Raw genomic sequence first — 25,335 nt, forward strand, 5'->3', positions numbered from 1 at the left:
GGCAGCCCTGTTCACCGAACCGTCGCCGGTCGGTCACCCTTCGATGCGGTCGATGATCAGCGGACCGATCTCCGGTGCCGCGGCGCCGACGCTCCAGCCGCTCTCGAGTTCGGCCAGCGCGGGCGCGAGCCGGTCGGCGGTGTCGGTGTAGAGCGTGAACAGCTGTTCCCCGGCGGCGACGGGTTCGCCCGGCCGGCGGTGGATGCGTACCCCGGCACCGAATTGCACGGGTTGGCCGGGCGCCGCGCGGCCGGCGCCGAGACGCCAGGCCGCCATCGCGACCGCCATGGCGTCGATATCGCCCATCACCCCGCCGGTGCCGGCCGTCACCGTCTCCGAGTGCGCGCCGACGGGCAGCGGCCGGTCCAGGTCACCACCCTGGGCGGTGACCAGTTCACGGAACCGGTCCATGGCGGTGCCATTTCGCAGCGTCTCGGCCGGGTCCGTGTGGTCCACCCCGGCGGCGTCGAGCATCTCGGCGGCCAGCGCGACCGTCAGCGTCACGACATCCTCAGGCCCGCCCCCGGCGAGCACCTCCAGGGCCTCGGCGACCTCCACCGCGTTGCCGACGGTGCGGCCGAGCGGACGGTTCATATCGGTCAGCAGCGCGCGCGTCGGCACCCCGCTGGCGTTGCCGAGGGCGACCATCGTCGCGGCGAGCTCCCGTGATTCGGCCTCGGTCTTCAGAAAGGCCCCCTTGCCGACCTTCACGTCGAGCACCAGCGACCGGGCCCCCTCGGCGAGCTTCTTGCTCATCACCGAGCTGGCGATCAGCGGCAGCGATTCGGTGGTCGCGGTGACATCGCGCAGCGCATAGATCTTGCGGTCGGCGGGGGCCAGCCCGCCGGCTGCGAAGATCGCCGCGCCCACTCCGGCGAGCTGGGCTCGGATCTGCGCGGTGGACAGTTCGGCGGTGAATCCGGCAATGGATTCCAACTTGTCCAGCGTGCCGCCGGTGTGGCCCAGACCGCGGCCGGCGGCCTGCGGAACCGCTGCGCCACAAGCCAGTACCACCGGTACCAGGGGGATGGTGATCTTGTCACCGACCCCGCCGGTGGAGTGTTTGTCCACCATCGGCGGGCCCAGATCGCCGAAGTCGAAGCGCTCGCCGGAGTCGATCATCGCCGCGGTCCAGCGGGCGATCTCCGCGGGCGTCATGCCGCGCAGGAAAATCGCCATCAGCAGCGCCGACATCTGCTCGTCGGCCACCCGGCCGTGGGTGTACCCGTCGATCACCCAGTCGATGGCGGCGTCGGACAGCACGCCGCCGTCACGCTTGGTGCGGATCACCGACGGGGCATCGAACTCGATGTTCGCCCCTGCGCTCGCTCGTCCCTCGCTGCGATCCGCACTCCCGCTCGGCTTCGGATGGTTCATGGGTGCCTCCCCGCCCGCTCCAGGTCGTTCGGGCCGAACGCGTCGGGCAGCAGTTCGGCGAGCCGCTTGGGGCCGTCGGGGTGGTCGATGAGCAGCTCGGGCCCGCCGTGTTCGTAGAGCAGCTGCCGGCACCGGCCGCACGGCATCAGCGGGGCCCCGTCGGCGGCGACACAACTGAGCGCGACCAGCCGTCCACCACCGCTGGAATGCAGGGCGCAGACCACAGCGCACTCGGCACAGAGACCCAGGCCATATGAGACATTCTCCACATTGCATCCGAGGATGATTCGGTCATCGTCGGTGATCGCCGCCGCCCCCACCGGGAAGCCCGAATAGGGCGCGTACGCCCGTCTCGATACGTCGATTGCCTTGTCCCGCAGCACATTCCATTTGATTTCACCAGTCATTTCGCGCCCGTTCACCGTCGTCTGAATGCATTCCGAAAACTCCACTTCCCAAGCAGGGGAACAAGGTAGGTAACCCTAACTTTGTGGTAAGGGGGCCGCTTGGACCCCCACGCTAGTTCTTCAGGCACCCCAAATGGGATTAGAGTCGCCACGAGGTTTGGGGACGGATATCAGCCTTGCCCCCAGACGTCCACCGAAGGCGTTGGAGGACTCAATGAGCACAGCCACGGCCGCGGAATCCGATATCCCGGCACCGCGATCGAAACCGGCGCGCCGCCGCAGCTTGTACCGCGGCGACCCAGGTATGTGGAGCTGGGTGTTGCACCGCATCACCGGCGCCACCATTTTCTTCTTCCTGTTGGTGCACGTGCTCGACACGGCACTCGTCCGGGTCAGCCCGGAGGCCTACAACCAGATCATCGAGACGTACAAGACGCCGATCATCGGGCTGATGGAACTCGGCCTGGTGGCCGCGGTGCTGTACCACGCGCTCAACGGCATCCGGGTGATCCTGATCGACTTCTGGCAGAAGGGTCCCAAGTATCAGCGCAAGATGTTGTGGGTCATCGCCGGCGTCTGGCTGGCCGTGATGATCCCGTCCGTGGGAGTGATCGGTATGCACATGGCGGAGCGATTCCTGTGACCGAAGCATGGACCCCGCACCACAAGGAGGGGCGTATCGCCCCGGTGCAGGAGAAGGAACACGACCGGCCGGCGAGCCTGGACCACCCGCGCGCACCGCGTAAGCCCCGCGGCATCCCGTACTTCGAGAAGTACGCCTGGCTGTTCATGCGGTTCTCCGGCGTGGCGCTGGTCTTCCTGGCGCTCGGCCACCTCTTCATCATGCTGCTGTGGGAAGACGGTGTGTACCGGATCGACTTCAACTACGTCGCCGAACGCTGGGCGTCGCCGTTCTGGCAGATCTGGGACATGGCCCTGCTGTGGTTGGCGATGCTGCACGGCGCCAACGGCATGCGCACCATCATCGGCGACTACGCCCGCAAGAACACCACGAAGTTCTGGCTGAACTCGCTGCTGCTGCTGGCGACCGGCTTCACGCTGGTGCTGGGCAGCTACGTGCTCGTCACGTTCGACGCCAATATCTAGCTAGGGACGCAGGATGATTCAAGAACATCGTTACGACGTCGTCATCGTCGGCGCCGGCGGCGCGGGCATGCGCGCTGCCGTCGAGGCCGGACCCCGCGCCCGCACCGCGGTGCTGACCAAGCTGTACCCCACGCGGAGTCACACCGGCGCGGCCCAGGGCGGCATGTGCGCCGCGCTGGCCAACGTCGAGGACGACAACTGGGAATGGCACACCTTCGACACCGTCAAGGGTGGGGACTACCTCGCCGACCAGGACGCCGTCGAGATCATGTGCAAGGAAGCCATCGACGCGGTCTACGACCTGGAGAAGATGGGGATGCCGTTCAACCGCACCCCCGAGGGCCGGATCGACCAGCGCCGCTTCGGCGGTCACACCCGTGACCACGGCAAGGCCCCGGTGCGCCGGGCCTGCTACGCCGCCGACCGCACCGGCCACATGATCCTGCAGACGCTCTACCAAAACTGCGTCAAGCATGATGTGCAGTTCTTCAACGAGTTCTACGCCCTCGACGTCGTGCTCACCGACACCCCCGGCGGCCCGGTGGCCACCGGCGTGGTCGCCTACGAGCTGGCCACCGGCGACATCCACGTCTTCCACGCCAAGGCGATCGTCTTCGCCACCGGCGGGTCGGGCCGGATGTACAAGACCACCTCCAACGCCCACACCCTCACCGGTGACGGCCTGGGCATCATCTTCCGCAAGGGACTTCCGCTGGAGGACATGGAGTTCCACCAGTTCCACCCGACCGGTCTGGCCGGTCTGGGCATCCTGATCTCGGAGGCCGTGCGCGGCGAGGGCGGCCGCCTGCTCAACGCCGACGGCGAGCGCTTCATGGAGCGTTACGCACCGACCATCGTCGACCTGGCCCCGCGTGACATCGTCGCCCGTTCGATGGTGCTCGAGGTGCTCGAGGGCCGCGGCGCCGGACCGAACAAGGACTACGTCTACATCGACGTGCGGCACCTCGGCGAGGACGTGCTGGAGGCCAAGCTGCCCGATATCACCGAATTCGCCCGCACCTACCTGGGCGTGGATCCGGTGACCGAGCTGGTGCCGGTGTACCCCACCTGCCACTACGTGATGGGCGGCATCCCGACCAACGTCAACGGCCAGGTGCTGCGCGACAACACCAACATCATCCCCGGCCTGTACGCCGCCGGCGAGTGTGCGTGTGTGTCGGTGCACGGCGCCAACCGGCTGGGCACCAACTCGCTGCTGGACATCAACGTGTTCGGCCGTCGCGCCGGTATCGCCGCCGCCGAGTACGCGCTCAACCACAACCACGTCGATCTGCCGGACGACCCGGCGAACATGGTCGTGGATTGGGTCGGCGACATCCTGTCCGAGCACGGCAACGAGCGCGTCGCCGACATCCGCACCCAGCTGCAGCAGTCGATGGACAACAACGCCGCGGTGTTCCGCACCGAGGAGACGCTGAAGCAGGCGCTCACCGACATCCACGCACTCAAGGAGCGTTACTCGCGGATCTCGGTGCAGGACAAGGGCAAGCGCTACAACAGCGATCTGCTGGAGGCGATCGAGCTCGGCTTCCTGCTGGAGCTGGCCGAGGTGACCGTCGTCGGTGCACTCAACCGCAAGGAATCCCGCGGCGGCCATGCCCGCGAGGACTACCCCAACCGCGACGACACCAACTACATGCGTCACACGATGGCCTACAAAGAGGGCACCGATCTGCTGAGCGATATCCGGTTGGACTACAAGCCCGTGGTCCAGACCCGGTATGAGCCGATGGAACGGAAGTACTGACCATGGCGGCTGACGAGCGCTTGCGCGAGGAGACAAAATGACTTCAGTGTTGGAGAAGCCTGCCACCGACGGGCCGGAGCTGCCGCCCGTGCCCGACGGCGCGGTCATGGTCACGCTCAAGATCGCCCGGTTCAACCCGGACGCTCCCGACGAGGCCGGCTACCAGAGCTTCCGGGTGCCGTGCCTGCCCAGCGACCGGCTGCTGAACCTGCTGCACTACGTGAAGTGGTACCTCGACGGCACGCTGACGTTCCGCCGGTCCTGCGCGCACGGGGTGTGCGGTTCGGATGCCATGCGCATCAACGGGGTGAACCGGCTGGCGTGCAAGGTGCTCATGCGCGACATGCTGCCCAAGAAGGCTTCCAAGCAGCTGACCATCACGATCGAGCCGATCCGCGGGTTGCCCGTGGAGAAGGACCTGATCGTGAACATGGAGCCGTTCTTCGACGCCTACCGTGCGGTCAAGCCGTTCCTGATCACCAGCGGCAACCCGCCGACCAAGGAACGCGTGCAGAGTGCGACCGACCGGGCCCGGTTCGATGACACCACCAAGTGCATCCTGTGCGCCTGCTGCACCACCTCGTGCCCGGTGTACTGGAGCGAAGGGTCCTACTTCGGCCCGGCCGCGATCGTCAATGCGCACCGGTTCATCTTCGATTCGCGTGACGAGGGTGCGGCCGAGCGCCTGGACATCCTCAACGAGGTCGACGGTGTGTGGCGCTGCCGCACCACGTTCAACTGCACCGAGGCCTGCCCGCGTGGCATCCAGGTGACCCAGGCGATCCAGGAGGTCAAGCGCGCGCTGATGTTCGCGCGTTAGGTCCTTCTGCTTGCTTCGAGTCTGAACTAGATGGCGAGATTTCCTAGAAGTCTCGCCATCTTCTTCATGTTGGGCAGCTCCTGGGGAGCACCGGCGGCGTCCAGATCGCCCCGGACCCGGCGGACGATCAGCAGCTGCCTGCGGCGCAGTAGGTCTGCGTCCACCCGGACGATGCGCCAGCCCAGTTCGCGGTAACGGGCATCCTGATCGATGTCGAGCGCCCGCTGGCGAGGATCGGTCCAGTGTTGCGCCCCGTCATACTGCACCCCGACCTTCCACTCCGGATAGCCCATATCCAGGCGGCCGACCAGAATCTCATGGTCGAACACCTCGATCTGGGTTCGCGACGGCCGCAACTCGGCCTGTGTCAGCACCAGGCGCAGCCGCGTCTCCTGCGGTGACTCGGCGCCAACATCGGCCAGGTCGATTACTCGGCGCAGCTGCACGACGCCACGCGCTCCCCCGTGATCGTCCATCAGAGCCTGCAGCCCATCAAGTGTGAGATCCGTTGCCTGTAGCAACGCGTCGACCCGGCTCACAGCACGCACCAATCCCCGGCGGCGGCCGAGATCGAAGGCGGTCCGGGCCGGTGTCGTCGCCCGGATGCCGTCGAGGACGCAGATGTCGTCTGCGGGCAGATGCTCACAATGCAGCAGGATGCCGGCCACCTTGTGCTGGCTGCGCTGAATCAGCTCGGCGGGTAATGCCGGGTCGATCCATCTGCAGCCGTGCAGAGCGGCCGCCGACAGCCCCGCGGCAACACCACGACGTCGCGACCAGAGCCACGCAGCCCGCGCTTTATCGACCGGCGTCAGCACGGAACCCCGCGCCACATACACATCACGGTGCAACATCTCGTGGTGGTGGGTGAGCTGATGGCGCGTGACGGTACCGGCGGCCAGCGCTTCGGAGCCGAGAAAGACCATGCGAATTCAGACGCAGCGGTGGGCCCGCCGGTTCCACCGCCGCCGGGTCTGAACTAGATGGCGGAAATACTGGCCAATCACGCCATCTACTTCAGATTGGCGGTCACTCCTCAGCGGCCGCATCCTCCGGGGGCGGCTCGGGCCCGATGTTCTCCCCCGCCCGCTCGGCGACCTGCTCGTCGTAATACCGGATGATCACCGCGACCGCCGCGGCCACCGGCACCGCCAGGAACGCGCCGATGACGCCGAACGTCGATGCGCCCAGCGTCACCGCCAGCAGCACGATCACCGCGTGCAGCTTCATCGACTTGGACTGCAACCACGGCTGCAGCACATTGCCCTCCAGTTGCTGCACCGCGATGATGATCGCCAACACGATCAGGGCGTTCACCGGGCCGTTGGCCACCAACGCGATCAGCACCGCCAGGCCGCCGGCCACGAAGGCACCGACGATCGGCACGAAACCACCGATGAAGGTGATGATCGCCAGCGCGTAGGCCAGCGGCACGCCCAGGACCACCAGGCCGATCCCGATCAGCACGGCGTCGACGAAACTGACCAGCGCCTGGGTGCGGATGAACCCGCCCAGGGTGGCCCAGATGCGCTGCAACACCTCGGCCAGGTGCGGAGCGCCGGGATGCCCGACAGAACGCCGCAGCCACGGGATGAACCGCGGGCCGTCCTTGAGCAGGAAGAAGATCACCACGATGGTGGTGAACAGCGTGACCAGTGCCGAGGTGGCCGCCCCGACCCCGGTGAACACGCCGCTCGCGATCTGGCTGCTGCTCGAGTTGAGCTGGTCGTTGATCGCCGTCACGGCCGAATCGAGTTGCGCCTGACTGATGTTCAGCGGCGGACCGCCCAGCCAGTCGCGCACCTGCACCACGCCGGCGGTCGCCTGCTCGGCGAGTTCGGTCGACTGCTCGACGATCGCCGGGGCCACCGCCGCGATCAACCCCGCGATCACCGCCAGCGCCACCACGAGCATCAGCAGAGCCGCGGCGGCGGGCGGGACTCCCCTGGATCGCATCCAGCGCACCGGCGGCCACAACACGGTGCAGACCACCACCGCCAGCGCCACCGGCAGGATGATCACCCAGGCCTCACCGACGACCCACGCCAGAATCCACAGGAACGCCGACACCGCGACGACCTGGACCGAGACCGTGGCGGCCGACCGGAGATGGGCACCGAATACCGAGCCGCGGCTCGGCAGTTTGTCAGTCACGCTTCCTCTCTACCCGCACCCGAGGGGTTCGAACTGGAACACCGGTCACAAATTGTCGGCCTGTCCCGTCTTATCTGTATGACAACGAGAATCGCTCCCCTGGCCCCCGCCGACGCCGGCATCCTCACCCGGCTGATGTACCGGTTCGCCAAGCGCAGGTTCGGCGAAGTCCCCGAACCGTTCACCGTCGCCGCACACCACCCGCGGCTGCTTGCGGCCAACGCCGTGCACGAGATGCTGCTGCAGTCCGGATCGAAGACCCTGCCGGCCAGCGTCCGCGAGCTGTCCGTGTTCTGGGCCGCGCGCACCATCGGGTGTTCCTGGTGCGTGGATTTCGGCTCCATGCTGCAACGCCTGGACGGTCTGGACGTCGACAGGCTCAAGACCATCGACGAGTACGCGAGTTCACCACTGTTCGACGACGACGAGCGCGCCGCAATCGCCTACGCCGATGCGATGACCACGGATCCGCACACCGTGACCGACGAGCAGGTGGCCGACCTGAGGCGGCGCTTCGGCGACGACGGCGTCATCGAGTTGACCTATCAGATCGGGGTGGAGAACATGCGGGCCCGGATGTACTCGGCGCTGGGCATCACCGAGCAGGGCTTCAGTTCCGGGGATGCGTGCCGGGTTCCGTGGGCCGATGCAGCGGAGACGCCGTGAACTTGTCCGGGTTCGCGATATCCCAGACGGCGTAGACCAACCCGTCTCTGATGGTCATCGCGCTGATGCGCGGCATGAGTTCGGGATAGCCGTCGACGGCGGGCGCGCCGGGTGTGTAGCTGCCGAGTTCGCCGTTGATCAGCACCAGTTCGCTGCCGGCCATCCAGTTCGGTCCGTACCGGCGGGCCAACCCGGACAGGAACCGCGCCACCTTCTCGGCGCCGTGGATGACACGCGGGGCGGTCGGTGCCCGCCGGTTCGAGTCACCGGTGAAGGTGGCCTCGGGATGCAGCAGCGCGACGACGGCGTCGAGATCACCCTCGGCCAGCGCCGCCATCAGCCGGCCCACCACCTCGTTGTGGGTGTCCGGTGACACGGCGTCCGGTGCGGCTGCGGCGCGGCGGGCCCGCGAGGCGTGCTGACGCGCTGCGGCGGCACTGATGCCCAGGATCGCGGCGATCTCATCGAACGGGACCCCGAAACCGTCGTGCAGCACGAAGGCCACCCGCTGCTCGGGCGTCAACCGCTCCAGCACCACCATGGCCGCGAAGCGGGCGTCCTCACCGGCCACCACCGCGGCCAGCGGATCATCACCGGCCAGTCCGGTCACCACCGGCTCCGGCAACCACTGCCCCACATAGGTTTCCCGGCGGTGCGCCGCCGAGCGCAGCCTGTCCAGACCGAGTCGGCTCACCACCGTCGTCAGCCACGCCCGCAGGTCGACGATCTGCTCACCGGTCCCGTGTCGGCGCAGCCAGGCGTCCTGGACGATGTCCTCGGCGTCGGCGTAGGTTCCGGTGAGTCGGTACCCGACGGCCAGCAGGTGCGGACGCAACTCCTCGAACTCGTCGGTCCACGTGCTCGCCGTCATGCGCCGAGTCTAGAACTCGCCGCCGCAAGCCTCCGCATGTGTTGAATCCGTTGCCGTGTTACCCGAATGAAAACCTTTTCGTCGTATCAGCCCCCAGAGACAACTGAAACCGTATATTCACGCGCATGGCAATCGCGGAGCAGCCGACACCGGCGACCACCGACAAGGGCCTGCAGGCCGGCGCGCTGGGCCTGGTCGGCAACGTGGTCATCGGACTGGCCGCGGTGGCACCGGCCTACAGCCTGGCAGCGACGCTGGGCTACGTGGTGCTCAATGTCGGCGACAAGGCGCCGGCGATGTTCGTGCTGGCCTTCATCCCGATGCTGCTGGTCGCCTTCGCCTACAAGGAACTCTCGGCCGACACCCCGGATTGCGGCACCACCTTCACCTGGGGCACCAAGGCCTTCGGCCCGTGGATCGGCTGGATCGGCGGCTGGGGATTGGCCGTGTCGGCGATCATCGTGCTCGCCAACGTCGCCGAGATCGCCGCGATCTACCTGTTCAAATTTCTCGGCCAGGATGCGCTGGCGGACAACTTGTTCGCCAAGGTTGCCCTGGGCTCGTTCTTCATCATCGCCATGACGTTGGTGAGCGCGCGCGGCGTGGTCGTCTCGGAGAAGATGCAGAACGTCCTGATCACCATCCAGTTCGGCGTGCTGATCGTCGCGAGCATCTGGGCGTTGATCCGGGTGTTCGGCAACACCGCGGGCGCCCAGGCCGTCAGCCCGTCGCTGTCCTGGTTGTGGCCGGCCGGCCTGGACATCTCCTCGATCGCGGCGGCGATCATCCTGTGCGTCTTCATCTACTGGGGTTGGGACGCCTGCCTGGCCGTCGGCGAGGAGACCAAGAACCCGGGCCGCACACCGGGTATCGCCGCGGTCATCACCACCCTGATCCTGGTCTGCACCTATGTACTGGTGGCCTACGCGGTTCAATCCTTCGCCGGGTTCGGCGTGGTCGGCATCGGGCTGAACAATCCGAACAACACCGACGACGTGTTGACCGTCCTCGGCGAGCCCGTCGGTGGCCCCATCCTGGCTTCGCTTCTGCTGCTGACGGTGTCGGTGTCGGCGTTGTCCTCCACCCAGACCACCATCCTGCCCACCGCGCGCGGCACCCTGTCGATGGCCGTCTACGAGGCGCTGCCCAGACGCTTCGCCAGCGTCCATCCCAAGTACATGACGCCGGCCTTCGGCACCATCGTGATGGGTGCCATGGCGCTGTTCTTCTACCTCGTGCTCACCTTCCTGTCGGAGAACGCGCTGGCCGACTCGGTGGCTTCACTGGGCCTGGCCGTCGCCTTCTACTACGGCATCACCGCGTTCGCCTGCGTCTGGTACTTCCGCCGGACGTTGTTCTCCTCGGTACGAAACCTGTTCTTCCGCGGCATCTTCCCACTGCTGGGTGGACTGGCCATGGCCGTGGCGTTCGGCATCAGCGCCAAGGACATGATCGCCCCCGACTACGGCTTCACCGCATTCGGACCGATCGGCGGAGTGTTCGTACTCGGCGTCGGCATGCTGGTCCTGGGTATCCCGTTGATGCTGGCGTGCTTTGCCTTCGGCACCAAGCGCTTCTTCCGCGGTCAGACGTTGCGCGCCGATACCGAGGTCAAGGTCCCCGATGTGTACTGACACGAAAGCGCAGGCGACACCATGCATCTGACGGTCGGCTATCTGGCCACCCCCACCGGCGACGACGGCGTCGCGCTGGCCGCCGCGCTGGCCCGCACCTTCGACGCCGACGTCGACGTGGTGCTCGTGGTCCGCGAGGAACTGCCCGACGGACATCCCGGCCGCGCCCAGTATCAGGAACTGCTGATCGAGAAGGGCAAGCAGTGGGTCGCCAAGGCGGTCGGCACGCTGACCGGCGCGGCCAAGTCCGTCGACGCCACCGTGCTGGTCGGGGAATCGTTCGCCGAGGAACTGGAGAAATTCGCCGAGGCGCACGAATCGGATCTGATCGTGGTCGGCGGGGCCCGCGACGGCTTCTTCGGTGGCCATGTGATCGGTCCGGTTTCCAGTGCGCTGCTGCACAGTTCGACGATTCCGGTGGCACTGGCCCCGCGCGGTTATGCCGAGGACCCGCCGGAGACCATCGCCGCGGTGACGGCCGCGGTGCCCAGCCGGCCCGGTGACGACAACCCGCTGCCGTTCGCGATCACCCTTGCCAGCGCGGCGAATCTGTCGATCCGGATGGTGTCGCTGGTGTCCGCGGAGAATCTGGCCGAGGCCGAAGACCTGAAGGATCTGCGCGCCATGCAGGTGTCGGCCGCGCAGGAGAATCTGGGTGTGGCGGCACGCGCCCTGCCCGATTCACCCGACATCGAATCACTCGTCGCCGACGGGATGACTTTGGAATCCGCCCTGAAGAAGCTCAGCTGGGACCCCGACGACATCCTGGTCGTCGGCTCCAGCCGGTTCGCCGCGCCGAAGCGGATCTTCCTGGGCTCGACGGCATCGCGCATCCTGGCCGGCACCGATGCCCCGGTGATCGTGATCCCCCGCGACGAGTAGCGACGTGCGGAGTCCGAGCCGTGATGATCACGGCTCAGACTCCGCACATCGCGCACTCAGCGAGACGCGAAGATCGTCCGGTGCCACTCCTTGTCGGCAACACCGGTGATATCGCTCATCACGTGCTTGATGGTCAGATACTCCTCGAAGCTGTACTGACTCATATCTTTTCCGAACCCGGAGGCCCCGACACCCCCGTGTGGCATCTCGGAGATGATCGGGATGTGGTCGTTGATCCACACACACCCGGAGTTGATCTCGCGGGACGCCCGCTGGGCCCGGTACACGTCGCGGGTCCACGCCGAGGCGGCCAGACCGTAGGCGGTGTCATTGGCCTGGCGCAGCGCATCGTCGTCATCGGTGAACGCGCGCACCGTCAGCACCGGGCCGAAGATCTCGTCGCGGTAGACCTCCGAGGACTCCGACACATCGGCGATCAGGGTCGGCCGGTAGAACGCTCCGGGCAGGTCCGGGATGACGCCCCCGGTGACGATGCGCCCACCCTGATCCGGCGCCCGCGACACCATCGCGGCGACCTTCTCCCGGTGCGCGTAGGTGATCAGCGGACCCAGATCGGTGTCCTTGTCGTGCGGGTCGCCGACGACGATCTTGCTCATCACCTCACCGACACCGGCAACGAAGTCGTCGTAGAGGTCGCGCGCGACGATGGCCCGGGTCGCCGCGGTGCAGTCCTGGCCGCTGTTGATCAGCGACCCGGCGACCGCGCCCTGGATGGCGGCGTCGAGGTCCGCGTCGTCGAACACCACGAACGGCGCCTTGCCACCGAGCTCGAGCTGGGTGCGGTGGCCGTGCACCGCCGCGGCGGCCATCACCTTGCGTCCCACCGGCGTCGACCCGGTGAAGGTCACCACGTCCACATCGGGGTGCCCGGCCAGCGCGGTCCCCACGTCGGCGCCCGACCCGGTCACGACGTTCAGGACGCCGGCCGGCAGCCCCGCGTCGGCGGCGATGCGGGCCAGCGTCAGTGTCGTCAGCGGGGTGATCTCGGCGGGTTTGATGACCACCGCGCACCCTGCGGCCAGCGCCGGGATGACCTTCCAGACCGCCATCTGCAGCGGGTAGTTCCACGGCGTGATGGTCGCGACGACGCCGACGGCCTCGCGCCGGATGCTGGAGGTGTGGTCGGCCGAGTACTCGGCGCTGGCCTTACCCTCCAGATGCCGTGCGGCACCGGCGAAGAACGCGATGTTGTCGATGCTGCCCGGCACGTCGAACTCGGTGGCCAACCGCACCGGCTTGCCGCACTGGGCGACCTCCTCGGCGATGAACGTGTCGGCGGCCGCCTCCATCAGTTCGGCCAGTTTGGCCAGCACGCCGGCCCGCTCGACCGGCGGCGCGGCCGCCCAGGCCGGTTGCGCCGCGCGCGCTGCCGCCACCGCGGCGTCGACATCGGCCGGGGTGGCCAGCGCATATGTCGCCGCCACCGCACCGGTCGCGGGGTTGATGACCTCGAAGGCCGGCCCCGTCGTGGTTGTTGCTGCACCATTGATCCAACTGCCGGCGATCGCCGGGGTTTGAGCACTCACGGGCACCAAGGCTACGCATTCCGGCAATTCACAGCATCACGAACGCCTGATTTCATACAAATGGTTGCTTGCAACGACGGATTCCGTGCACAATCGTGAGCATGTCGCACCCGGACTCCCCGCCCGGCCCCTCCGCCGTGTCCCTGCGGATCAACCATTCGCGTCCGGGGGCCGCGTTCCAGCTCGATGAGCTGTCCAAGGCCATCATCGAGAAGCTGCAGCAGGACGGTAGACGGTCCTATGCCGGAATCGGCAAGGCGGTCGGCCTGTCCGAGGCGGCCGTGCGCCAGCGGGTGCAGCGCATGGTCGATGCCGGCGTCATGCAGATCGTCGCCGTCACCGATCCCATGCAGCTGGGGTTCGCCCGCCAGGCGATGATCGGCATCCGCTGCACCGGGGACACCACCAAGGTCGCCGAGAAGCTGGCCCAACTGGAGTCCGTCGACTACGTCGTCCTGACCGCCGGCACCTTCGACGCCATCGCCGAGGTGGTCTGCGAGGACGACGGCGACCTGCTCGACCTGCTCAACACCAAGATCCGCGCCGTCCCAGGGGTGATATCCACCGAAACGCTCGTCTATCTCAAACTCGTCAAACAGCAATACAACTGGGGAACCCGATGACCATCATCTCCGACACGGAGAACGCCACCACCACCGATCTGGCCGCCAAGGCCAAGCGCCACCTGTGGGGACACTTCGCCCGCCACGGCGCCGACATCACCCCGCCGATCATCACCCGCGGCGAAGGCACCCGCATCTTCGACGACAAGGGCAACAGCTACATCGACGGCCTGTCCGGGCTGTTCGTCGTCCAGGTCGGCCACGGCCGTGAGGAGCTCGCCGCCGCCGCGGCCAAGCAGGCCGAGCAGCTCGCCTTCTTCCCGCTGTGGTCCTACGCGACGCCCACGGCCATCGAACTGGCCGAGCGGGTGGCCAACTACGCACCCGGCGATCTGAACCGGGTGTTCTTCACCACCGGCGGCGGCGAGGCCGTCGAATCGGCATGGAAGCTGGCCAAGCAGTTTTTCAAGCTGACCGGCAAACCCGGTAAGCACAAGGTGGTTTCGCGTTCCATCGCCTACCACGGCACCCCGCAGGGGGCGCTGGCGATCACCGGCATCCCGGCGTTCAAGGCGCCCTTCGAGCCGCTGACGCCGGGTGGCTTCCGTGCCCCGAACACCAACTTCTACCGCGCACCGGAGCCCTTCGCGCATGACGAGAAGGCCTTCGGACAGTACTGCGCCGACCGCATCGCCGAGGCCATCGAGTTCGAAGGCCCCGACACCGTCGCCGCGGTGTTCCTGGAGCCGGTGCAGAACGCCGGTGGCTGCTTCCCGCCGCCGCCGGGATATTTCGAGCGCGTCCGCGAGATCTGCGACGAGTACGACGTGCTGCTGGTCTCCGACGAGGTCATCTGCGCCTACGGCCGGATCGGCTCGATGTTCGCTTGTGACGACTTCGGCTACGTGCCCGACATCATCACCAGCGCAAAGGGTTTGACGTCGGGCTATTCACCGCTGGGCGCCATGATCGCCAGCGACCGGCTGTTCGAGCCGTTCGACGACGGCTCGACGGTCTTCGGCCACGGCTACACCTTCGGCGGGCACCCGGTCTCGGCCGCCGTCGCACTGGCCAACCTCGACATCTTCGAGCGCGAGGGCATCAACGACCACGTCAAGCAGAACGCCCCGGCGTTCAAGGCCACCCTGGAAAAGCTCTACGACCTCCCGATCGTCGGTGACGTCCGCGGTGAGGGTTTCTTCTACGGCATCGAGTTGGTCAAGGACAAAGCCACCAAGGAGACGTTCAACGACGAGGAGTCCGAGCGGCTGCTGCGCGGTTTCCTGACCCCCGCGCTGTGGGAGGCCGGCCTGTACTGCCGCGCCGACGACCGGGGCGACCCAGTGGTGCAGCTGGCTCCCCCGCTGATCAGCGGGCAGGCCGAGTTCGACGCGATCTACGACATCCTGCACAACGTGTTGTCGGAGGCCGGCCGCCGGATGTGACGGCGGCACACCCGGACGAGCACCGACGGTGCGCGCAGATCGAGACGAGCGGCATGTTCTCGATCTGGGCGCACCGTCGTCGTCGTTGAATCACATCATTCACATAAGTCACACCAGCCACAGCGTGGCGAGGCGGAAATCGCGCCGCGGTCTCCTAATCTGCACTCATCATGGCTTCTCTCGCGACGTTGCGCCGACTGACCTGCACGGTCACCGCGGCTTTGATGCTGACCGCTCCGGCGCTGGTCAGCGCACCCTTCGCGGGCGCCGAACCGGCGCCGGACCCCTGCCCCTACCGCACCACGACGCCGCCGGCGGTCGACGCCTCCGAAGTCCCCAAACCGGGCGATCCGACGCCCGGACCGATCCCGGTGCCGGCCACCCCGCTGGGCGGCGAGGCACTCGGCGGCTGCGGGATCGTGACCGCGGCGGGCACCGGACCGGTGCCCGGTGACGTGTCCGCCGAGGCGTGGCTGGTGGCCGATCTGGACACCGGCGAGGTGATCGCGGCCAAGGACCCGCACGGGCGGCACCGCCCGGCCAGCGTGATCAAGGTGCTGGTGGCCATGCAGTCCATCCAGGAACTGCCGATCAACCGCATCGTCACCGGCACCGAGGGCGACGAGCACGCCGAGGGCAGCAGCGTCGGGGTCAAGACCGGCGAGCGCTACACCATCAACGATCTGCTGCACGGCCTGCTCATGGTGTCCGGCAACGACGCCGCCCACGCCCTGGCCATGCAACTGGGCGGGATGGACACCGCGCTGCAGAAGATCAACGCGCTGGCCCGCAAGCTCGGCGCACGCGACACCCGTGCGGCGACGCCCTCGGGCCTGGACGGCCCCGGCATGAGCACCTCGGCGTATGACATCGGGTTGTTCTACCGCTACGCCTGGCAGAACGACACCTTCACCAAGATCGTTGGCAGCCAGAAGTATCCGTGGCCGACCTACGAGCTGGAGAACGACAACAAGCTGCTCTACAACTACCCGGGCGCACTCGGCGGCAAGACCGGCTACACCGACGACGCCGGGCAGACATTCGTCGGCGCCGCCGAGCGCGACGGACGCCGCCTGGTGGCCGTGATGCTCAAGGGCACCCGGGTGCCGATCGCACCGTGGGAGCAGGCCGCACGGCTGCTCGACTACGGCTTCTCGACACCGCCGGGCACCAAGGTCGGCACCCTCATCGAGGCGGATCCGTCGCTGGCGGTCACCAAAACCGAAGACGCACCGGATCCCACGGCCGTTGCCGCGACCGCACTGCCGCCGGCGGATACCCTGCCGGTGCGCATCGGGGTCGGCCTGGTGGGCGCCATCATCGTGTTCTCGCTGATGATGGTGGCCCGGTCGATGAACCGTCAGCGCGCCTGAGCCCCGCGGCTCACCGCACCGGCCGGCGCAACAAGTCCTCGGCGTCCGCGCACAGCGTCGCCACCAGCTCCCCCGCGTCAACCGACTCCCGCACCGACGCGACACCCTGCCCCGCGTTGACCGGCGATCCGCGCAGCACCCGCTCCGGAATACCGGCAGGCCAACGGTATCCGGCCGCGATGTCATGCTCGGAGGTCAGCTCGGTATCCTGACCGGCAAGCAGTTCGGCGCGGGCGTCATCGGCGGTCAGCGCCTGCGGGCAGGCCGCGAACACCGTGCCCATCCAGGCCGCCGACGCGCCCGCGGCCAACACCGCGGCGAGCCCGCGCGCGGAGCTGACCCCACCGGCCGCCAGCACCGGAACATCCACCGCGTCAAGCACTCCCGCCAGCAGCGGCAACGTTCCCCACAGCGGTTCACCGTGGCCCCCGCCCTCGGCACCGCGTGCCACCAGCACGTCGACGCCGGCATCCGCGGCGCGCCGGGCCGCCTCGATGGAGGCGACCTGCGTCGTGACCGCGACTCCGGCGTCGTGGGCCTGGTGCACCCAGGCCCAGTCGGTACCGAAACTCACCGACAGCAACGCGGGCCGGGCGGCCAGTGCGGTATCGAGCAGGGCCGGGCGCTCGGCCATCACCCAGTGCACCAGTCCGATACCGACGCGACCGTCCACCAGCGCCAGCTCGGCGCGCAGCGCCTCGGGCGTTGCGGCACTGCCCATTCCGATCATCCCGAGCCCGCCCGCGGCGGTGACCGCGGAGGCCAGCCGGCCGCCGGCGGCACCGCCCATCGGGGCGTTCACAATCGGGGCGCGCAGGCCCATCGACTCCGACCAGCTGGTGACCAACGACACCGGCCCGACGCTACCGCAGTTTGCTACCGTCGAAGATGTCACCGTGTGACACCGGACGAGAGGCACCGTACCCGGCCAGCGACAAGACGGCAGCCAACGGAGGTGTGTCATGGCCTGGGTGATCTTGGTGGTGTCGGGGGTGCTGGAAGCCGTCTGGGCGACCGCACTCGGAAAATCAGCGGGCTTCAGCCGGCTCTGGCCGTCGGTGACTTTCGCGGTGGCGCTGGTGTTCTCGATGGCCGGTCTGGGTTATGCGATGCGCACCCTGCCCATCAGCACCAGTTATGCGATCTGGGTGGGCATCGGCGCCGCGCTCACCGTCGGGTACGCGATGCTCACCGGATCGGAGGGCGCCTCGCTGATCAAGGTGGGGCTGATCCTGGGCATCATCGGCTGTGTCGTGGGGCTCAAACTCATCGGTCATTGACGCCGACGGCGGAGCAGCCGGGCAAGCCCCAGCCCACCGAGCGTGCCCGCGGCGAATCCGGCTGCCGCACCCGGCAATCCCGCGCCCTCCCGGACCTGAACCCGCGGCCGGATCAGCACCGGGCCGGGCGGTTCCACCGGTGCGGCGGCCAGATTCTCCGGGGCGGTGGCCGCCCACGCCGTCGAGAACAGGATCAGTCGCGCTGTGATGTAGGCGAACACCATCAAGCCGAGCACCGGCCCGAAGGTGGCGCCCGCCGGCCCGGTCAGCACCGACTGCAGGTAGATCGAGGCCACCTGTTTGAAGATCTCGAAGGCAATCGCCGCGAGCAGCCCGGCCCGCAGCGAGCTCCGAAAGCTGACCGACTCACGCGGCAGCCGGGCGATGATCCAGGTGAAGAACATCCACGAGATCAGAATCGAGACGAACCAGGATGCGACCTGAAGTGCCACACCGAGTCCCGGCACGTCGTGCAGGCCGAACCAGCCCAGCACGGTGCTCATCGCCGACTTCTTGCTCAGGGCGGTCAGCCCGATCGTGAGCGTGAGCGCCAGGAACGCCGAGACCAGGGCGGCCAGATCCGACAGCTTGGTGGCCACGAATCCGGAAGGCTCGTGCCGCTGTTCCCACATCTGACTGAGCGCCTCGCGCAGATTGTTCATCCAGCCCAGACCCGCCCACGCCGCGGTGGCCAGGCCGATGATCCCGACCGTGCCGCGCGACTCGATGGCCGAGTCCATCAGCTCGACCAGCTGCGCGCCGAAATCACCCGACACCGTCGAGCGGATCTTGTCCTCGACCTGGATCATCAGGTCGGGCTGATTGGCCAGGATGAACCCGCCGATGGAGAAGCCGACCATCAACAGCGGGAACAGCGCGAAGATGGTGAAGTACGTGATGCCCGCCGCGTAGAAATCGCCCTTGCAATCGTTGTAGCGCCCCTGCGCCAGCATCACGCGGTCGAACCATCCGAAGCGGTTGCGCAACCGGTCGATGAGACCAGGCTGGTCCGGATCGGCGTCGGCCATGGGTACCCCTTCCGCGGGCGGTCAGTGCGTCGGCGCGAGAAAACCCATCCGGTCGTATACCCGCTGGAGGGTGGCTGAAGCCACGCCGTTGGCCCGGTCGGCGCCCTTGGCCAGCACCGCCTGCAGTTCGGCCGGGTCCGCGAGCAGCTCGTCGACGCGCGCCTTGATGGGCGTCACGAACTCCACCACGGCATCGGCGGTCTCGGTCTTCAGGTCGCCGTAGCCGCGGCCCTGGTATCCGGCGACGAGGGTGTCGACATCGGTGCCGGTGACCGCGGACTGGATGGTCAGCAGGTTGGACACCCCGGGCTTGGCATCGCGGTCGAAACGGATGTCGCGTTCGCTGTCGGTGACGGCGGACCGAATCTTCTTGGCGGTCTTCTTCGGATCGTCGAGCAGGCTGATCAGGCCGGCGTCGGTGGTGGCCGATTTGCTCATCTTCGCCGTCGGGTCCTGCAGGTCGAAGATCTTCGCGGTGGCCTTGGGGATGGTGGCCTCGGGGACGACGAAGGTTTTCGGGAAGCGGGCGTTGATGCGCTCGGCGAGGTCGCGGGCGAGTTCGAGATGCTGGCGCTGATCCTCACCGACGGGCACCAGATCGGTGTCGTAGAGCAGGATGTCGGCGGCCATCAGCACGGGGTAGGTGAACAGTCCGACGGTGGTGGCCTCGGCGCCCTGCTTCTGCGACTTGTCCTTGAACTGCGTCATCCGCGACGCCTGCCCGAAACCGGCGAAGCATCCCAGCACCCAGGCCAGCTGGGTGTGGGCGGGCACATGGCTCTGCACGAAGACCGTCGCCTGCTCGGGGTCCACACCGAGGGCCAGGTACTGCGCGGCGGTGACCAGGGTGCGTTTGCGCAGCACCTCGGGATCCTGCGGGATGGTGATCGCGTGCAGATCGACGACGCAGAAATAGGCGTCGTAGTCGCGCTGCATGCTCACCCACTGGTTCACCGCGCCGAGGGCGTTGCCGAGGTGCAGGGAGTCCGACGTGGGCTGCGCGCCGGAGAATACGACGCTCTTGGAGGGGACGCTCATGATGAGTCGATTTTCGCCTATCCGGTTTCCGCGCGGCTCAGCAGGTCGAGCACCCGCAGAAAGGTGCGCCGGTCCGCGGCACTGAGCACCCCCAGCCGGCGTTCCTCGCCGCGCTGGATCTCGGCCTGGGCGGAGTCCTTGACCCGTCTGCCCGCTGCGGTGATGGCCAGCAGCCGGACGCGCCGGTCCTCGGGGTCGGGCCCGCGCTCGATGAAGCCGCGATCCTGCAGTTCGTCGAGCGTGCGGATGATGCGCGTCTTGTCCGCACCGATCGATGCCGCGAGCGCCGCCTGGCTGCGCACCGCGCCTTCGTCGAGAGCGCACAAGACCGCGTACCCCCACATGGTGAGGTCGTGCGCGGCGAGCACGGGCACCTCGGCGGGCGCCAGCTCGCGCAGCAACGGCGCGAGCATGGCGGCCAGATCAGGGCGACGTGGCACCGCAATATGTTAAGCGTTGCCCAATTATATGCGATCGCTTATCGTATGCACATGCTTACCATTTATCCCGCCTTTCACCGGGCCGCCGTCCTGCAGTCCATCGCGATCGTCGACACCGTCGAGGGCACCGACCTCGGCAACGCCACCCCGTGCGCCGGCTGGGACCTGGCCGACCTGCTCGCCCATATGACCGTGCAGCACCGCGGTTTTGCCGCATCCGCGCGCGGCGCCGGCGCCGACCAGGGGGTCTGGGATCCGGCCACCGTCGCCGACGCGGTGCGCGCCGACCCGGCCGGCAGCTACCGGAGCGCTGCCGGCGACGCCCTGGACGCGTTCGGCGCACCGGGGATCGCCGATGTCGTGTTCGCGCTACCCGAGTTCGGGGCGCAGGCAACGGTTCCGGGTTCGGTGGCGATGAGCATGCACTTCGTCGACTACCTGGTGCACGGCTGGGATGTCGCGGTCAGCGTCGGGGTTCCGTTCGCGCCGTCGGCCGACCTGGTCGCCGCCGCCCTGCCGATCGTGCGGAGCATCCCCGATGACGCGAGCCGCAATGACGCCGGCGCGCCGTTCGGGCCGGCCCGCCCTGGGGGCGGGTGGGGCGATCTGGACGAGGTACTGCGCCTGCTGGGCCGCGACCCGCAGTGGCGCGCGCCAGCCTGAACCTCAGGCCGAGAATTGCACGGTCACCGGGGCATGGTCGGACCACCGCAGTGCGTACAGCTCAGCGCGCTCGACCCGGGCCGACAGCGCGCGGGCTGCCAGCGCCGGACTCGCCAGGTGATAATCGATGCGCCAGCCGGCGTCGTTGTCGAAGGCCTTACCTCGCCAGGACCACCAGCTGTACGGTCCGGCCACATCGGGATGCAGCGCACGCACCACGTCGACCCACCCGGTGGCCAGCAGATCGGTCAGCCACTGCCGCTCGCTCGGCAGGAATCCGGCCTTCTTGACGTTGTTCTTCCAGGCCTTGATGTCGTTCTCGGTGTGCGCGATGTTCCAGTCACCGCACAGCACGGCATCGCGGCCACCGGCGAGCAGTTCGGCCATCCGGGCCTCGATGGCGGCCATGAACCGCTCCTTCTCCAGCTGCCGGTCGGTCCCGGCCTCGCCGGTGGGCAGGTAGACGCTGGCCACCGTCGTCCCGGCGGTGTCGACCTCCAGGTAGCGGCCGTGTGTGGCGAACTCCTCGGCGCCGGTGCCGATCCGGATCGCGTCGAAGGGGGTGCGCGACAGCACCGCAACGCCATTGCGACCCTTCACGTGCGGCTCGGCCGAGGCCAGGTGCCAGCCATCGGCCAGCGCCGGCGACAGCGCGTCGGCCAGCTGCTCGTCATCGGCACGGGTCTCCTGCAGACAGATGACGTCGGCAGCGGTCTCCTTCAGCCAGGGCAGCAGGCCCAGGTTGGTCTCGGAACGCTGTTTGACCGCGGCCCGGATGCCGTTGGCGTTGACGGTGGTGACGATCACGGGCGTCGACCCTAGTGGAGCACCCCGACATGTTCGCGCTCCCCCGGCCGGCGGACCCTTGCGGTACCCGCGGTACCGCCATACTGTCGGGCGCTATGACCCAACGCGCACCCATCCACCATGGATCGGGTGAACCGATCCTGATGCTGCACCCGTTCCTGTGTTCGCAGAACGTCTGGCGCACGGTGGCCGACCAGCTCGCCGAGACCGGCCGCTTCGAGGTGCTGGCACCGACCATGGTCGGACATCACGGTGGGGCCCGGTCGGGCACCTGGTTCCTCGACACCGCCGCCCTGGTCGACGACATCGAGCGGCGAATGGACCAGATCGGTTGGGAGACCGCCCATGTCGTCGGGAACTCGCTCGGTGGCTGGGTGGCCTTCGAGTTGGAGCGGCGCGGCCGGGCGCGCACCCTGACCGCGATCGCCCCGGCCGGCGGCTGGCGCCAGCACTCGCCCACCAAGTACGAGACCGTGCTCAAATTCCTCGCCGGCGGGCCGGCTCTGATCGCCGCCCGGCTGCTCGGTCCACGCATCCTGGACCTGCCGTTCGGCACCCGCATCGCGACCCTGCCGGTCAGCGGGCCGGCCGACGGCCCGAGCCGCGCCGATCTGGAGGCGCTGGTCGAGGATGCGACGCACTGCACGGCCTACGTCCAGCTGCTGATCAAGACGCTGCGATTGCCCGGACTCTTGGAGCTCGCCCAGGTCGGCGTGCCCACGCACCTGGTGTTGTGCGAGAAGGACCGGGTGTTCCCCAGCCCGCGCGGCACCAAGTACTTCATCGAGAACCTGCCCACCGACGCCAAGGTGACCCGCTTGCCGGGCCTCGGGCACATCCCGATGCTGGAAGCACCCGGACAGATCACCGAGCTGATCGCCGACTTCGTCGACCAGCACACCGAACCGACGCGCGAGGCACCGCCCGCCGGGTAGGCGCGCGAGTTCGGTATTGATGCCGCCGAGACGGCAACCAGGTAGCTCTATCCGCCGAGACCCCTACACGAGTTCAGCCTCGACGGGGTGGACCCCATCGAGGCTGAACTGGTGTCGATCGCGACGAAGTTAGCTCCGTGCAGACTCCAACGCGGTGTTGAACGTCTTGGACGGACGCATCACAGCGGCGGTCTTCTCCGGGTCCGGGTAGTAGTAGCCGCCGATATCGGCGTGCCCGCCCTGCACCTCGTTGAGTTCGGCGACGATGGTGTCCTCGTTCTCGGCCAGCGTCTTGGCCAGCGGGGCGAAGTGCTCGGCCAGTTCGGAGTCCTCGGACTGCTCGGCCAGCGCCTGCGCCCAGTACAGCGACAGGTAGAACTGGCTGCCGCGGTTGTCCAGTTCACCGGCCTTGCGGGAGGGAGACTTGTTCTCCTCCAACAGCTTTCCGACGGCAGAGTCCAGCGTCTGGGCCAGCACCTTGGCCTTGGCGTTGTCGGTTTTGTTGCCGAGGTCCTCCAGCGACGCACCGATGGCCAGGAACTCACCGAGCGAGTCCCAGCGCAGGTGGTTCTCCTCGACCAGCTGACTCACGTGCTTGGGCGCCGAGCCACCGGCGCCGGTCTCGTACAACCCGCCGCCGGCCATCAGCGGCACGATCGAGAGCATCTTGGCGCTGGTGCCCAGTTCCAGGATCGGGAACAGGTCGGTCAGGTAGTCACGCAGGATGTTGCCGGTCGCGGCGATGGTGTCCTGACCGCGAATGACGCGCTCCAGGGTGTACCGCATGGCCCACACCTGCGGCAGGATCGTGATGTCCAGGCCCTCGGTGTCCTCTTCCTTGAGGTAGGCCTTGACCTTCTTACGCAGCTCGTTCTCGTGCGGACGCTCGTCGTCGAGCCAGAACACCGTGGTCATCCCGGACAGCCGGGCCCGGTTGACCGCCAGCTTCACCCAGTCCCGGATGGCCGCGTCCTTGACGATCGGCATGCGCCAGATGTCGCCCTCTTCGACGTCCTGCTCCAGGAGCACCTCACCGGAGTCGATGTCGACGATCTGGGCGGTGCCCGCCTCGGCGATCTCGAAGGTCTTGTCGTGGCTGCCGTACTCCTCGGCCTTCTGGGCCATCAGACCGACGTTGGGCACGGTGCCCATGGTGGTCGGATCGAAGTTTCCGTGGGTCTTACAGAAGTTGATCATCTCCTGGTAGATGCGGGAGAAGGTCGACTCTGGGTTGACCGCCTTGGTGTCCTTGGTGCGGCCGTCGGCGCCGTACATCTTGCCGCCGAGCCGGATCATCGCCGGCATCGAGGCGTCGACGATGACATCGGACGGCGAGTGGAAGTTGGAGATGCCCTTGGCCGAGTCGACCATGGCCAGCTCGGGACGGTGCTCGTGGCAGGCGTGCAGATCGTTGATGATCTCCTCGCGCTGGCTGGCCGGCAGGGTCTCGATCTTGTCGTAGAGATCGGAGAGCCCGTTGTTGACGTTGACGCCGAGTTCGTCGAAGAGCTTGCCGTGCTTGGCAAATGCGTCCTTGTAGAACACCTTGACCGCATGCCCGAAGACGATGGGGTGGCTGACCTTCATCATGGTCGCCTTGACGTGCAGCGAGAACATGACGCCGGTCTTGTAGGCGTCCTCGATCTGCTCCTCGTAGAACTCGATCAGCGCCTTCTTGCTCATGTACATGCTGTCGATGACGTCCCCGGCGGTGAGTTTCACCTCGGGCTTGAGCACGGTCTCCCCCGCACCGGTCTGCAGCACCATCTTGACCTTGCGGTCCTTGTCCACCGTCATCGACTTCTCGCCGTGGTAGAAGTCGCCGGTCTTCATGGTGGCCACGTGCGTGCGCGAGGCCTGCGACCAGGTGCCCATGCTGTGCGGGTGCTTGCGGGCGTAGTCCTTGACGGCGTTGGGGGCGCGACGGTCCGAGTTGCCCTCGCGCAGCACCGGGTTCACCGCGCTGCCGAGCACCTTGCCGTAGCGCTGGCGGATCTCTTTTTCCTCGTCGGTCTTCGGGTCGCCCGGGAAGTCCGGCAGGTCGTAGCCCTTGTTCTTGAGCTCCTTGATCGCGGCCAGCAGCTGCGGCACCGAGGCGCTGATGTTGGGGAGCTTGATGATGTTGGCGCTGGGGTCCTGGGTGAGCGCACCGAGGTCGGCCAGGTTGTCGGGCACCTTCTGCTCGTCGGTCAGACGGTCGCTGAATTCGGCGAGGATGCGCGCGGCGACGGAGATGTCGCTGGTCTTGACGTCGATGCCGGCGGCATCGGCGAAGGTACGGATCACCGGCAGGAAGGCGTACGTCGCCAACAGCGGCGCCTCGTCGGTCAACGTGTAGATGATGGTCGGCTGCTCGGCGCTCATGTGTACTCCCGGCGTCACTGTCGGACAGGTGTAACGAAAATCGGCCCTGCCGTATGTGATTCGACAGCGACGATCTCGCTCGGCGGACAGCCCGCAGCCGCGTGGGTGACGGTCGGGAGCTGCCCTCACGGGCAACACTACAAGGGCCACCGACGGCGCGATGGGT

General features: G+C 67.5%; 25 protein-coding genes and 1 riboswitch. Of the genes, 13 read left to right on the forward strand and 12 right to left on the reverse strand.

Annotated features, from left to right (window positions below):
• Window positions 1–33: 33 nt before the first annotated feature.
• Window positions 34–1,377, reverse strand: coding sequence for a thymidine phosphorylase (locus BST17_RS13680; protein ID WP_083058781.1), 1,344 nt, complete (start codon window positions 1,375–1,377; stop codon window positions 34–36).
• Window positions 1,374–1,784, reverse strand: a complete 411-nt coding sequence (locus BST17_RS13685; protein ID WP_083058784.1) for a cytidine deaminase — start codon at window positions 1,782–1,784, stop codon at window positions 1,374–1,376. Before BST17_RS13685 ends, BST17_RS13680 begins: the two co-directional genes overlap by 4 nt.
• Window positions 1,785–1,998: 214 nt before the next feature.
• On the opposite strand from BST17_RS13685, the gene sdhC reads away from it, so the two are divergent.
• From sdhC to BST17_RS13705, 4 genes are read left to right on the forward strand one after another with little or no spacing between them, the layout of a single operon-like run.
• The gene (sdhC, locus tag BST17_RS13690; protein ID WP_083058787.1) at window positions 1,999–2,427 is read left to right on the forward strand and encodes a succinate dehydrogenase, cytochrome b556 subunit; all 429 of its coding nucleotides are present in this window, start codon (window positions 1,999–2,001) and stop codon (window positions 2,425–2,427) included.
• Window positions 2,424–2,891: a succinate dehydrogenase hydrophobic membrane anchor subunit gene (locus BST17_RS13695; RefSeq protein ID WP_083058790.1), complete on the forward strand. Its 468-nt coding sequence runs from the start codon at window positions 2,424–2,426 to the stop codon at window positions 2,889–2,891. The genes sdhC and BST17_RS13695 overlap by 4 nt, the downstream gene beginning before the upstream one ends.
• 13 nt (window positions 2,892–2,904) lie before the next feature.
• On the forward strand, window positions 2,905–4,659 hold the full coding sequence (sdhA, locus tag BST17_RS13700) for a succinate dehydrogenase flavoprotein subunit (protein ID WP_083058793.1): 1,755 nt from the start codon (window positions 2,905–2,907) through the stop codon (window positions 4,657–4,659).
• Window positions 4,660–4,696: 37 nt separating this feature from the next.
• Complete coding sequence (locus BST17_RS13705; RefSeq protein WP_083058797.1) at window positions 4,697–5,479, forward strand: succinate dehydrogenase iron-sulfur subunit; 783 nt, start codon at window positions 4,697–4,699, stop codon at window positions 5,477–5,479.
• Between the two features lie 26 nt (window positions 5,480–5,505).
• Here BST17_RS13705 and BST17_RS13710 read toward each other — a convergent pair whose 3' ends face one another.
• Both BST17_RS13710 and BST17_RS13715 read right to left on the reverse strand, forming a co-directional pair.
• On the reverse strand, window positions 5,506–6,297 hold the full coding sequence (locus BST17_RS13710; protein ID WP_331250689.1) for a type IV toxin-antitoxin system AbiEi family antitoxin: 792 nt from the start codon (window positions 6,295–6,297) through the stop codon (window positions 5,506–5,508).
• 211 nt (window positions 6,298–6,508) lie between these two features.
• Window positions 6,509–7,633 carry an AI-2E family transporter gene (locus BST17_RS13715; RefSeq protein ID WP_083058803.1) on the reverse strand — a complete coding sequence of 375 codons (1,125 nt, stop codon included), beginning with the start codon at window positions 7,631–7,633 and terminating at the stop codon, window positions 6,509–6,511.
• Window positions 7,634–7,711: 78 nt separating this feature from the next.
• On the opposite strand from BST17_RS13715, the gene BST17_RS13720 reads away from it, so the two are divergent.
• Window positions 7,712–8,299, forward strand: a complete 588-nt coding sequence (locus BST17_RS13720) for a carboxymuconolactone decarboxylase family protein (protein ID WP_083058806.1) — start codon at window positions 7,712–7,714, stop codon at window positions 8,297–8,299.
• Here BST17_RS13720 and BST17_RS13725 read toward each other — a convergent pair.
• Complete coding sequence (locus BST17_RS13725; protein ID WP_083058810.1) at window positions 8,244–9,170, reverse strand: sigma-70 family RNA polymerase sigma factor; 927 nt, start codon at window positions 9,168–9,170, stop codon at window positions 8,244–8,246. The genes BST17_RS13720 and BST17_RS13725 overlap by 56 nt on opposite strands.
• A 125-nt stretch (window positions 9,171–9,295) precedes the next feature.
• Between BST17_RS13725 and BST17_RS13730 the strand changes: the two genes are divergently transcribed.
• Together BST17_RS13730 and BST17_RS13735 are read left to right on the forward strand one after the other, a co-directional pair.
• Window positions 9,296–10,804, forward strand: a complete 1,509-nt coding sequence (locus BST17_RS13730) for an APC family permease (protein WP_083058814.1) — start codon at window positions 9,296–9,298, stop codon at window positions 10,802–10,804.
• 21 nt (window positions 10,805–10,825) lie between these two features.
• The gene (locus BST17_RS13735) at window positions 10,826–11,686 is read left to right on the forward strand and encodes a universal stress protein (protein ID WP_083058817.1); all 861 of its coding nucleotides are present in this window, start codon (window positions 10,826–10,828) and stop codon (window positions 11,684–11,686) included.
• Window positions 11,687–11,742: 56 nt separating this feature from the next.
• Here BST17_RS13735 and BST17_RS13740 read toward each other — a convergent pair whose 3' ends face one another.
• Complete coding sequence (locus BST17_RS13740; RefSeq protein WP_165762274.1) at window positions 11,743–13,233, reverse strand: gamma-aminobutyraldehyde dehydrogenase; 1,491 nt, start codon at window positions 13,231–13,233, stop codon at window positions 11,743–11,745.
• A 101-nt stretch (window positions 13,234–13,334) separates the two neighbouring features.
• Here BST17_RS13740 and BST17_RS13745 point away from each other — a divergent pair, with 101 nt between their 5' ends.
• The 3 genes from BST17_RS13745 (at window position 13,335) to BST17_RS13755 (ending at window position 16,614) form a co-directional block, all read left to right on the forward strand.
• On the forward strand, window positions 13,335–13,856 hold the full coding sequence (locus BST17_RS13745) for an Lrp/AsnC family transcriptional regulator (RefSeq protein ID WP_083058823.1): 522 nt from the start codon (window positions 13,335–13,337) through the stop codon (window positions 13,854–13,856).
• Window positions 13,853–15,241, forward strand: coding sequence for an aspartate aminotransferase family protein (locus tag BST17_RS13750; RefSeq protein ID WP_083058827.1), 1,389 nt, complete (start codon window positions 13,853–13,855; stop codon window positions 15,239–15,241). The genes BST17_RS13745 and BST17_RS13750 overlap by 4 nt, the downstream gene beginning before the upstream one ends.
• Window positions 15,242–15,411: 170 nt before the next feature.
• A complete protein-coding gene (locus tag BST17_RS13755; RefSeq protein ID WP_083058831.1) occupies window positions 15,412–16,614 on the forward strand; it encodes a D-alanyl-D-alanine carboxypeptidase in 1,203 nt (400 codons plus the stop codon).
• A 10-nt stretch (window positions 16,615–16,624) separates the two neighbouring features.
• Here the strand turns inward: BST17_RS13755 and BST17_RS13760 are convergent, their stop codons facing one another.
• Window positions 16,625–17,437, reverse strand: a complete 813-nt coding sequence (locus tag BST17_RS13760; RefSeq protein ID WP_083059239.1) for a nitronate monooxygenase — start codon at window positions 17,435–17,437, stop codon at window positions 16,625–16,627.
• A 62-nt stretch (window positions 17,438–17,499) separates the two neighbouring features.
• A riboswitch (guanidine-III (ykkC-III) riboswitch) is annotated at window positions 17,500–17,564 on the forward strand.
• Between the two features lie 12 nt (window positions 17,565–17,576).
• On the opposite strand from BST17_RS13760, the gene BST17_RS13765 reads away from it, so the two are divergent.
• Window positions 17,577–17,894: a DMT family transporter gene (locus tag BST17_RS13765; protein WP_083058834.1), complete on the forward strand. Its 318-nt coding sequence runs from the start codon at window positions 17,577–17,579 to the stop codon at window positions 17,892–17,894.
• On the opposite strand, the gene yhjD is transcribed toward BST17_RS13765, so the two are convergent.
• From yhjD to BST17_RS13780, 3 genes are read right to left on the reverse strand one after another with little or no spacing between them, the layout of a single operon-like run.
• Complete coding sequence (gene yhjD / locus BST17_RS13770; RefSeq protein WP_083058838.1) at window positions 17,888–18,922, reverse strand: inner membrane protein YhjD; 1,035 nt, start codon at window positions 18,920–18,922, stop codon at window positions 17,888–17,890. The genes BST17_RS13765 and yhjD overlap by 7 nt on opposite strands.
• A gap of 21 nt (window positions 18,923–18,943) precedes the next feature.
• The gene (gene trpS / locus BST17_RS13775; RefSeq protein WP_083058842.1) at window positions 18,944–19,960 is read right to left on the reverse strand and encodes a tryptophan--tRNA ligase; all 1,017 of its coding nucleotides are present in this window, start codon (window positions 19,958–19,960) and stop codon (window positions 18,944–18,946) included.
• 17 nt (window positions 19,961–19,977) lie between these two features.
• The gene (locus BST17_RS13780) at window positions 19,978–20,373 is read right to left on the reverse strand and encodes a MarR family winged helix-turn-helix transcriptional regulator (RefSeq protein ID WP_083058846.1); all 396 of its coding nucleotides are present in this window, start codon (window positions 20,371–20,373) and stop codon (window positions 19,978–19,980) included.
• Between the two features lie 72 nt (window positions 20,374–20,445).
• Here BST17_RS13780 and BST17_RS13785 point away from each other — a divergent pair, with 72 nt between their 5' ends.
• Entirely contained in the window at window positions 20,446–21,063 is a 618-nt protein-coding gene (locus tag BST17_RS13785) for a TIGR03086 family metal-binding protein (RefSeq protein ID WP_083058849.1), read from the forward strand.
• A 3-nt stretch (window positions 21,064–21,066) separates the two neighbouring features.
• Here BST17_RS13785 and BST17_RS13790 read toward each other — a convergent pair whose 3' ends face one another.
• Window positions 21,067–21,870, reverse strand: a complete 804-nt coding sequence (locus BST17_RS13790; protein ID WP_083058852.1) for an exodeoxyribonuclease III — start codon at window positions 21,868–21,870, stop codon at window positions 21,067–21,069.
• A gap of 95 nt (window positions 21,871–21,965) precedes the next feature.
• Here BST17_RS13790 and BST17_RS13795 point away from each other — a divergent pair, with 95 nt between their 5' ends.
• Entirely contained in the window at window positions 21,966–22,805 is an 840-nt protein-coding gene (locus BST17_RS13795) for an epoxide hydrolase EphH (protein ID WP_083058856.1), read from the forward strand.
• Between the two features lie 129 nt (window positions 22,806–22,934).
• Here the strand turns inward: BST17_RS13795 and BST17_RS13800 are convergent, their stop codons facing one another.
• Window positions 22,935–25,169 (reverse strand): NADP-dependent isocitrate dehydrogenase, encoded by a 2,235-nt coding sequence (locus tag BST17_RS13800; RefSeq protein WP_083058860.1) that lies wholly within the window; start codon window positions 25,167–25,169, stop codon window positions 22,935–22,937.
• Between the last annotated feature and the right edge of the window lie 166 nt (window positions 25,170–25,335).

Origin of the sequence: Mycolicibacterium bacteremicum (assembly GCF_002086115.1) — a bacterium.
Lineage (GTDB): Bacteria > Actinomycetota > Actinomycetes > Mycobacteriales > Mycobacteriaceae > Mycobacterium > Mycobacterium bacteremicum.

What these genes read in the sequence shown, in the direction of transcription:
- BST17_RS13720 (WP_083058806.1), top strand. Translation starts at nt 7,712, where the DNA reads ATGACAACGAGAATCGCTCCCCTGGCCCCCGCCGACGCCGGCATCCTC.
- BST17_RS13685 (WP_083058784.1), bottom strand. Translation starts at nt 1,784, where the DNA reads ATGACTGGTGAAATCAAATGGAATGTGCTGCGGGACAAGGCAATCGAC.
- yhjD (WP_083058838.1), bottom strand. Translation starts at nt 18,922, where the DNA reads ATGGCCGACGCCGATCCGGACCAGCCTGGTCTCATCGACCGGTTGCGC.
- BST17_RS13750 (WP_083058827.1), top strand. Translation starts at nt 13,853, where the DNA reads ATGACCATCATCTCCGACACGGAGAACGCCACCACCACCGATCTGGCC.
- BST17_RS13780 (WP_083058846.1), bottom strand. Translation starts at nt 20,373, where the DNA reads ATGCTCGCGCCGTTGCTGCGCGAGCTGGCGCCCGCCGAGGTGCCCGTG.
- BST17_RS13730 (WP_083058814.1), top strand. Translation starts at nt 9,296, where the DNA reads ATGGCAATCGCGGAGCAGCCGACACCGGCGACCACCGACAAGGGCCTG.
- BST17_RS13795 (WP_083058856.1), top strand. Translation starts at nt 21,966, where the DNA reads ATGACCCAACGCGCACCCATCCACCATGGATCGGGTGAACCGATCCTG.
- BST17_RS13760 (WP_083059239.1), bottom strand. Translation starts at nt 17,437, where the DNA reads ATGGGCCTGCGCGCCCCGATTGTGAACGCCCCGATGGGCGGTGCCGCC.
- BST17_RS13680 (WP_083058781.1), bottom strand. Translation starts at nt 1,377, where the DNA reads ATGAACCATCCGAAGCCGAGCGGGAGTGCGGATCGCAGCGAGGGACGA.
- sdhA (WP_083058793.1), top strand. Translation starts at nt 2,905, where the DNA reads ATGATTCAAGAACATCGTTACGACGTCGTCATCGTCGGCGCCGGCGGC.
- trpS (WP_083058842.1), bottom strand. Translation starts at nt 19,960, where the DNA reads ATGAGCGTCCCCTCCAAGAGCGTCGTATTCTCCGGCGCGCAGCCCACG.
- BST17_RS13755 (WP_083058831.1), top strand. Translation starts at nt 15,412, where the DNA reads ATGGCTTCTCTCGCGACGTTGCGCCGACTGACCTGCACGGTCACCGCG.
- BST17_RS13735 (WP_083058817.1), top strand. Translation starts at nt 10,826, where the DNA reads ATGCATCTGACGGTCGGCTATCTGGCCACCCCCACCGGCGACGACGGC.
- BST17_RS13765 (WP_083058834.1), top strand. Translation starts at nt 17,577, where the DNA reads ATGGCCTGGGTGATCTTGGTGGTGTCGGGGGTGCTGGAAGCCGTCTGG.
- BST17_RS13785 (WP_083058849.1), top strand. Translation starts at nt 20,446, where the DNA reads ATGCACATGCTTACCATTTATCCCGCCTTTCACCGGGCCGCCGTCCTG.
- sdhC (WP_083058787.1), top strand. Translation starts at nt 1,999, where the DNA reads ATGAGCACAGCCACGGCCGCGGAATCCGATATCCCGGCACCGCGATCG.
- BST17_RS13725 (WP_083058810.1), bottom strand. Translation starts at nt 9,170, where the DNA reads ATGACGGCGAGCACGTGGACCGACGAGTTCGAGGAGTTGCGTCCGCAC.
- BST17_RS13745 (WP_083058823.1), top strand. Translation starts at nt 13,335, where the DNA reads ATGTCGCACCCGGACTCCCCGCCCGGCCCCTCCGCCGTGTCCCTGCGG.
- BST17_RS13800 (WP_083058860.1), bottom strand. Translation starts at nt 25,169, where the DNA reads ATGAGCGCCGAGCAGCCGACCATCATCTACACGTTGACCGACGAGGCG.
- BST17_RS13705 (WP_083058797.1), top strand. Translation starts at nt 4,697, where the DNA reads ATGACTTCAGTGTTGGAGAAGCCTGCCACCGACGGGCCGGAGCTGCCG.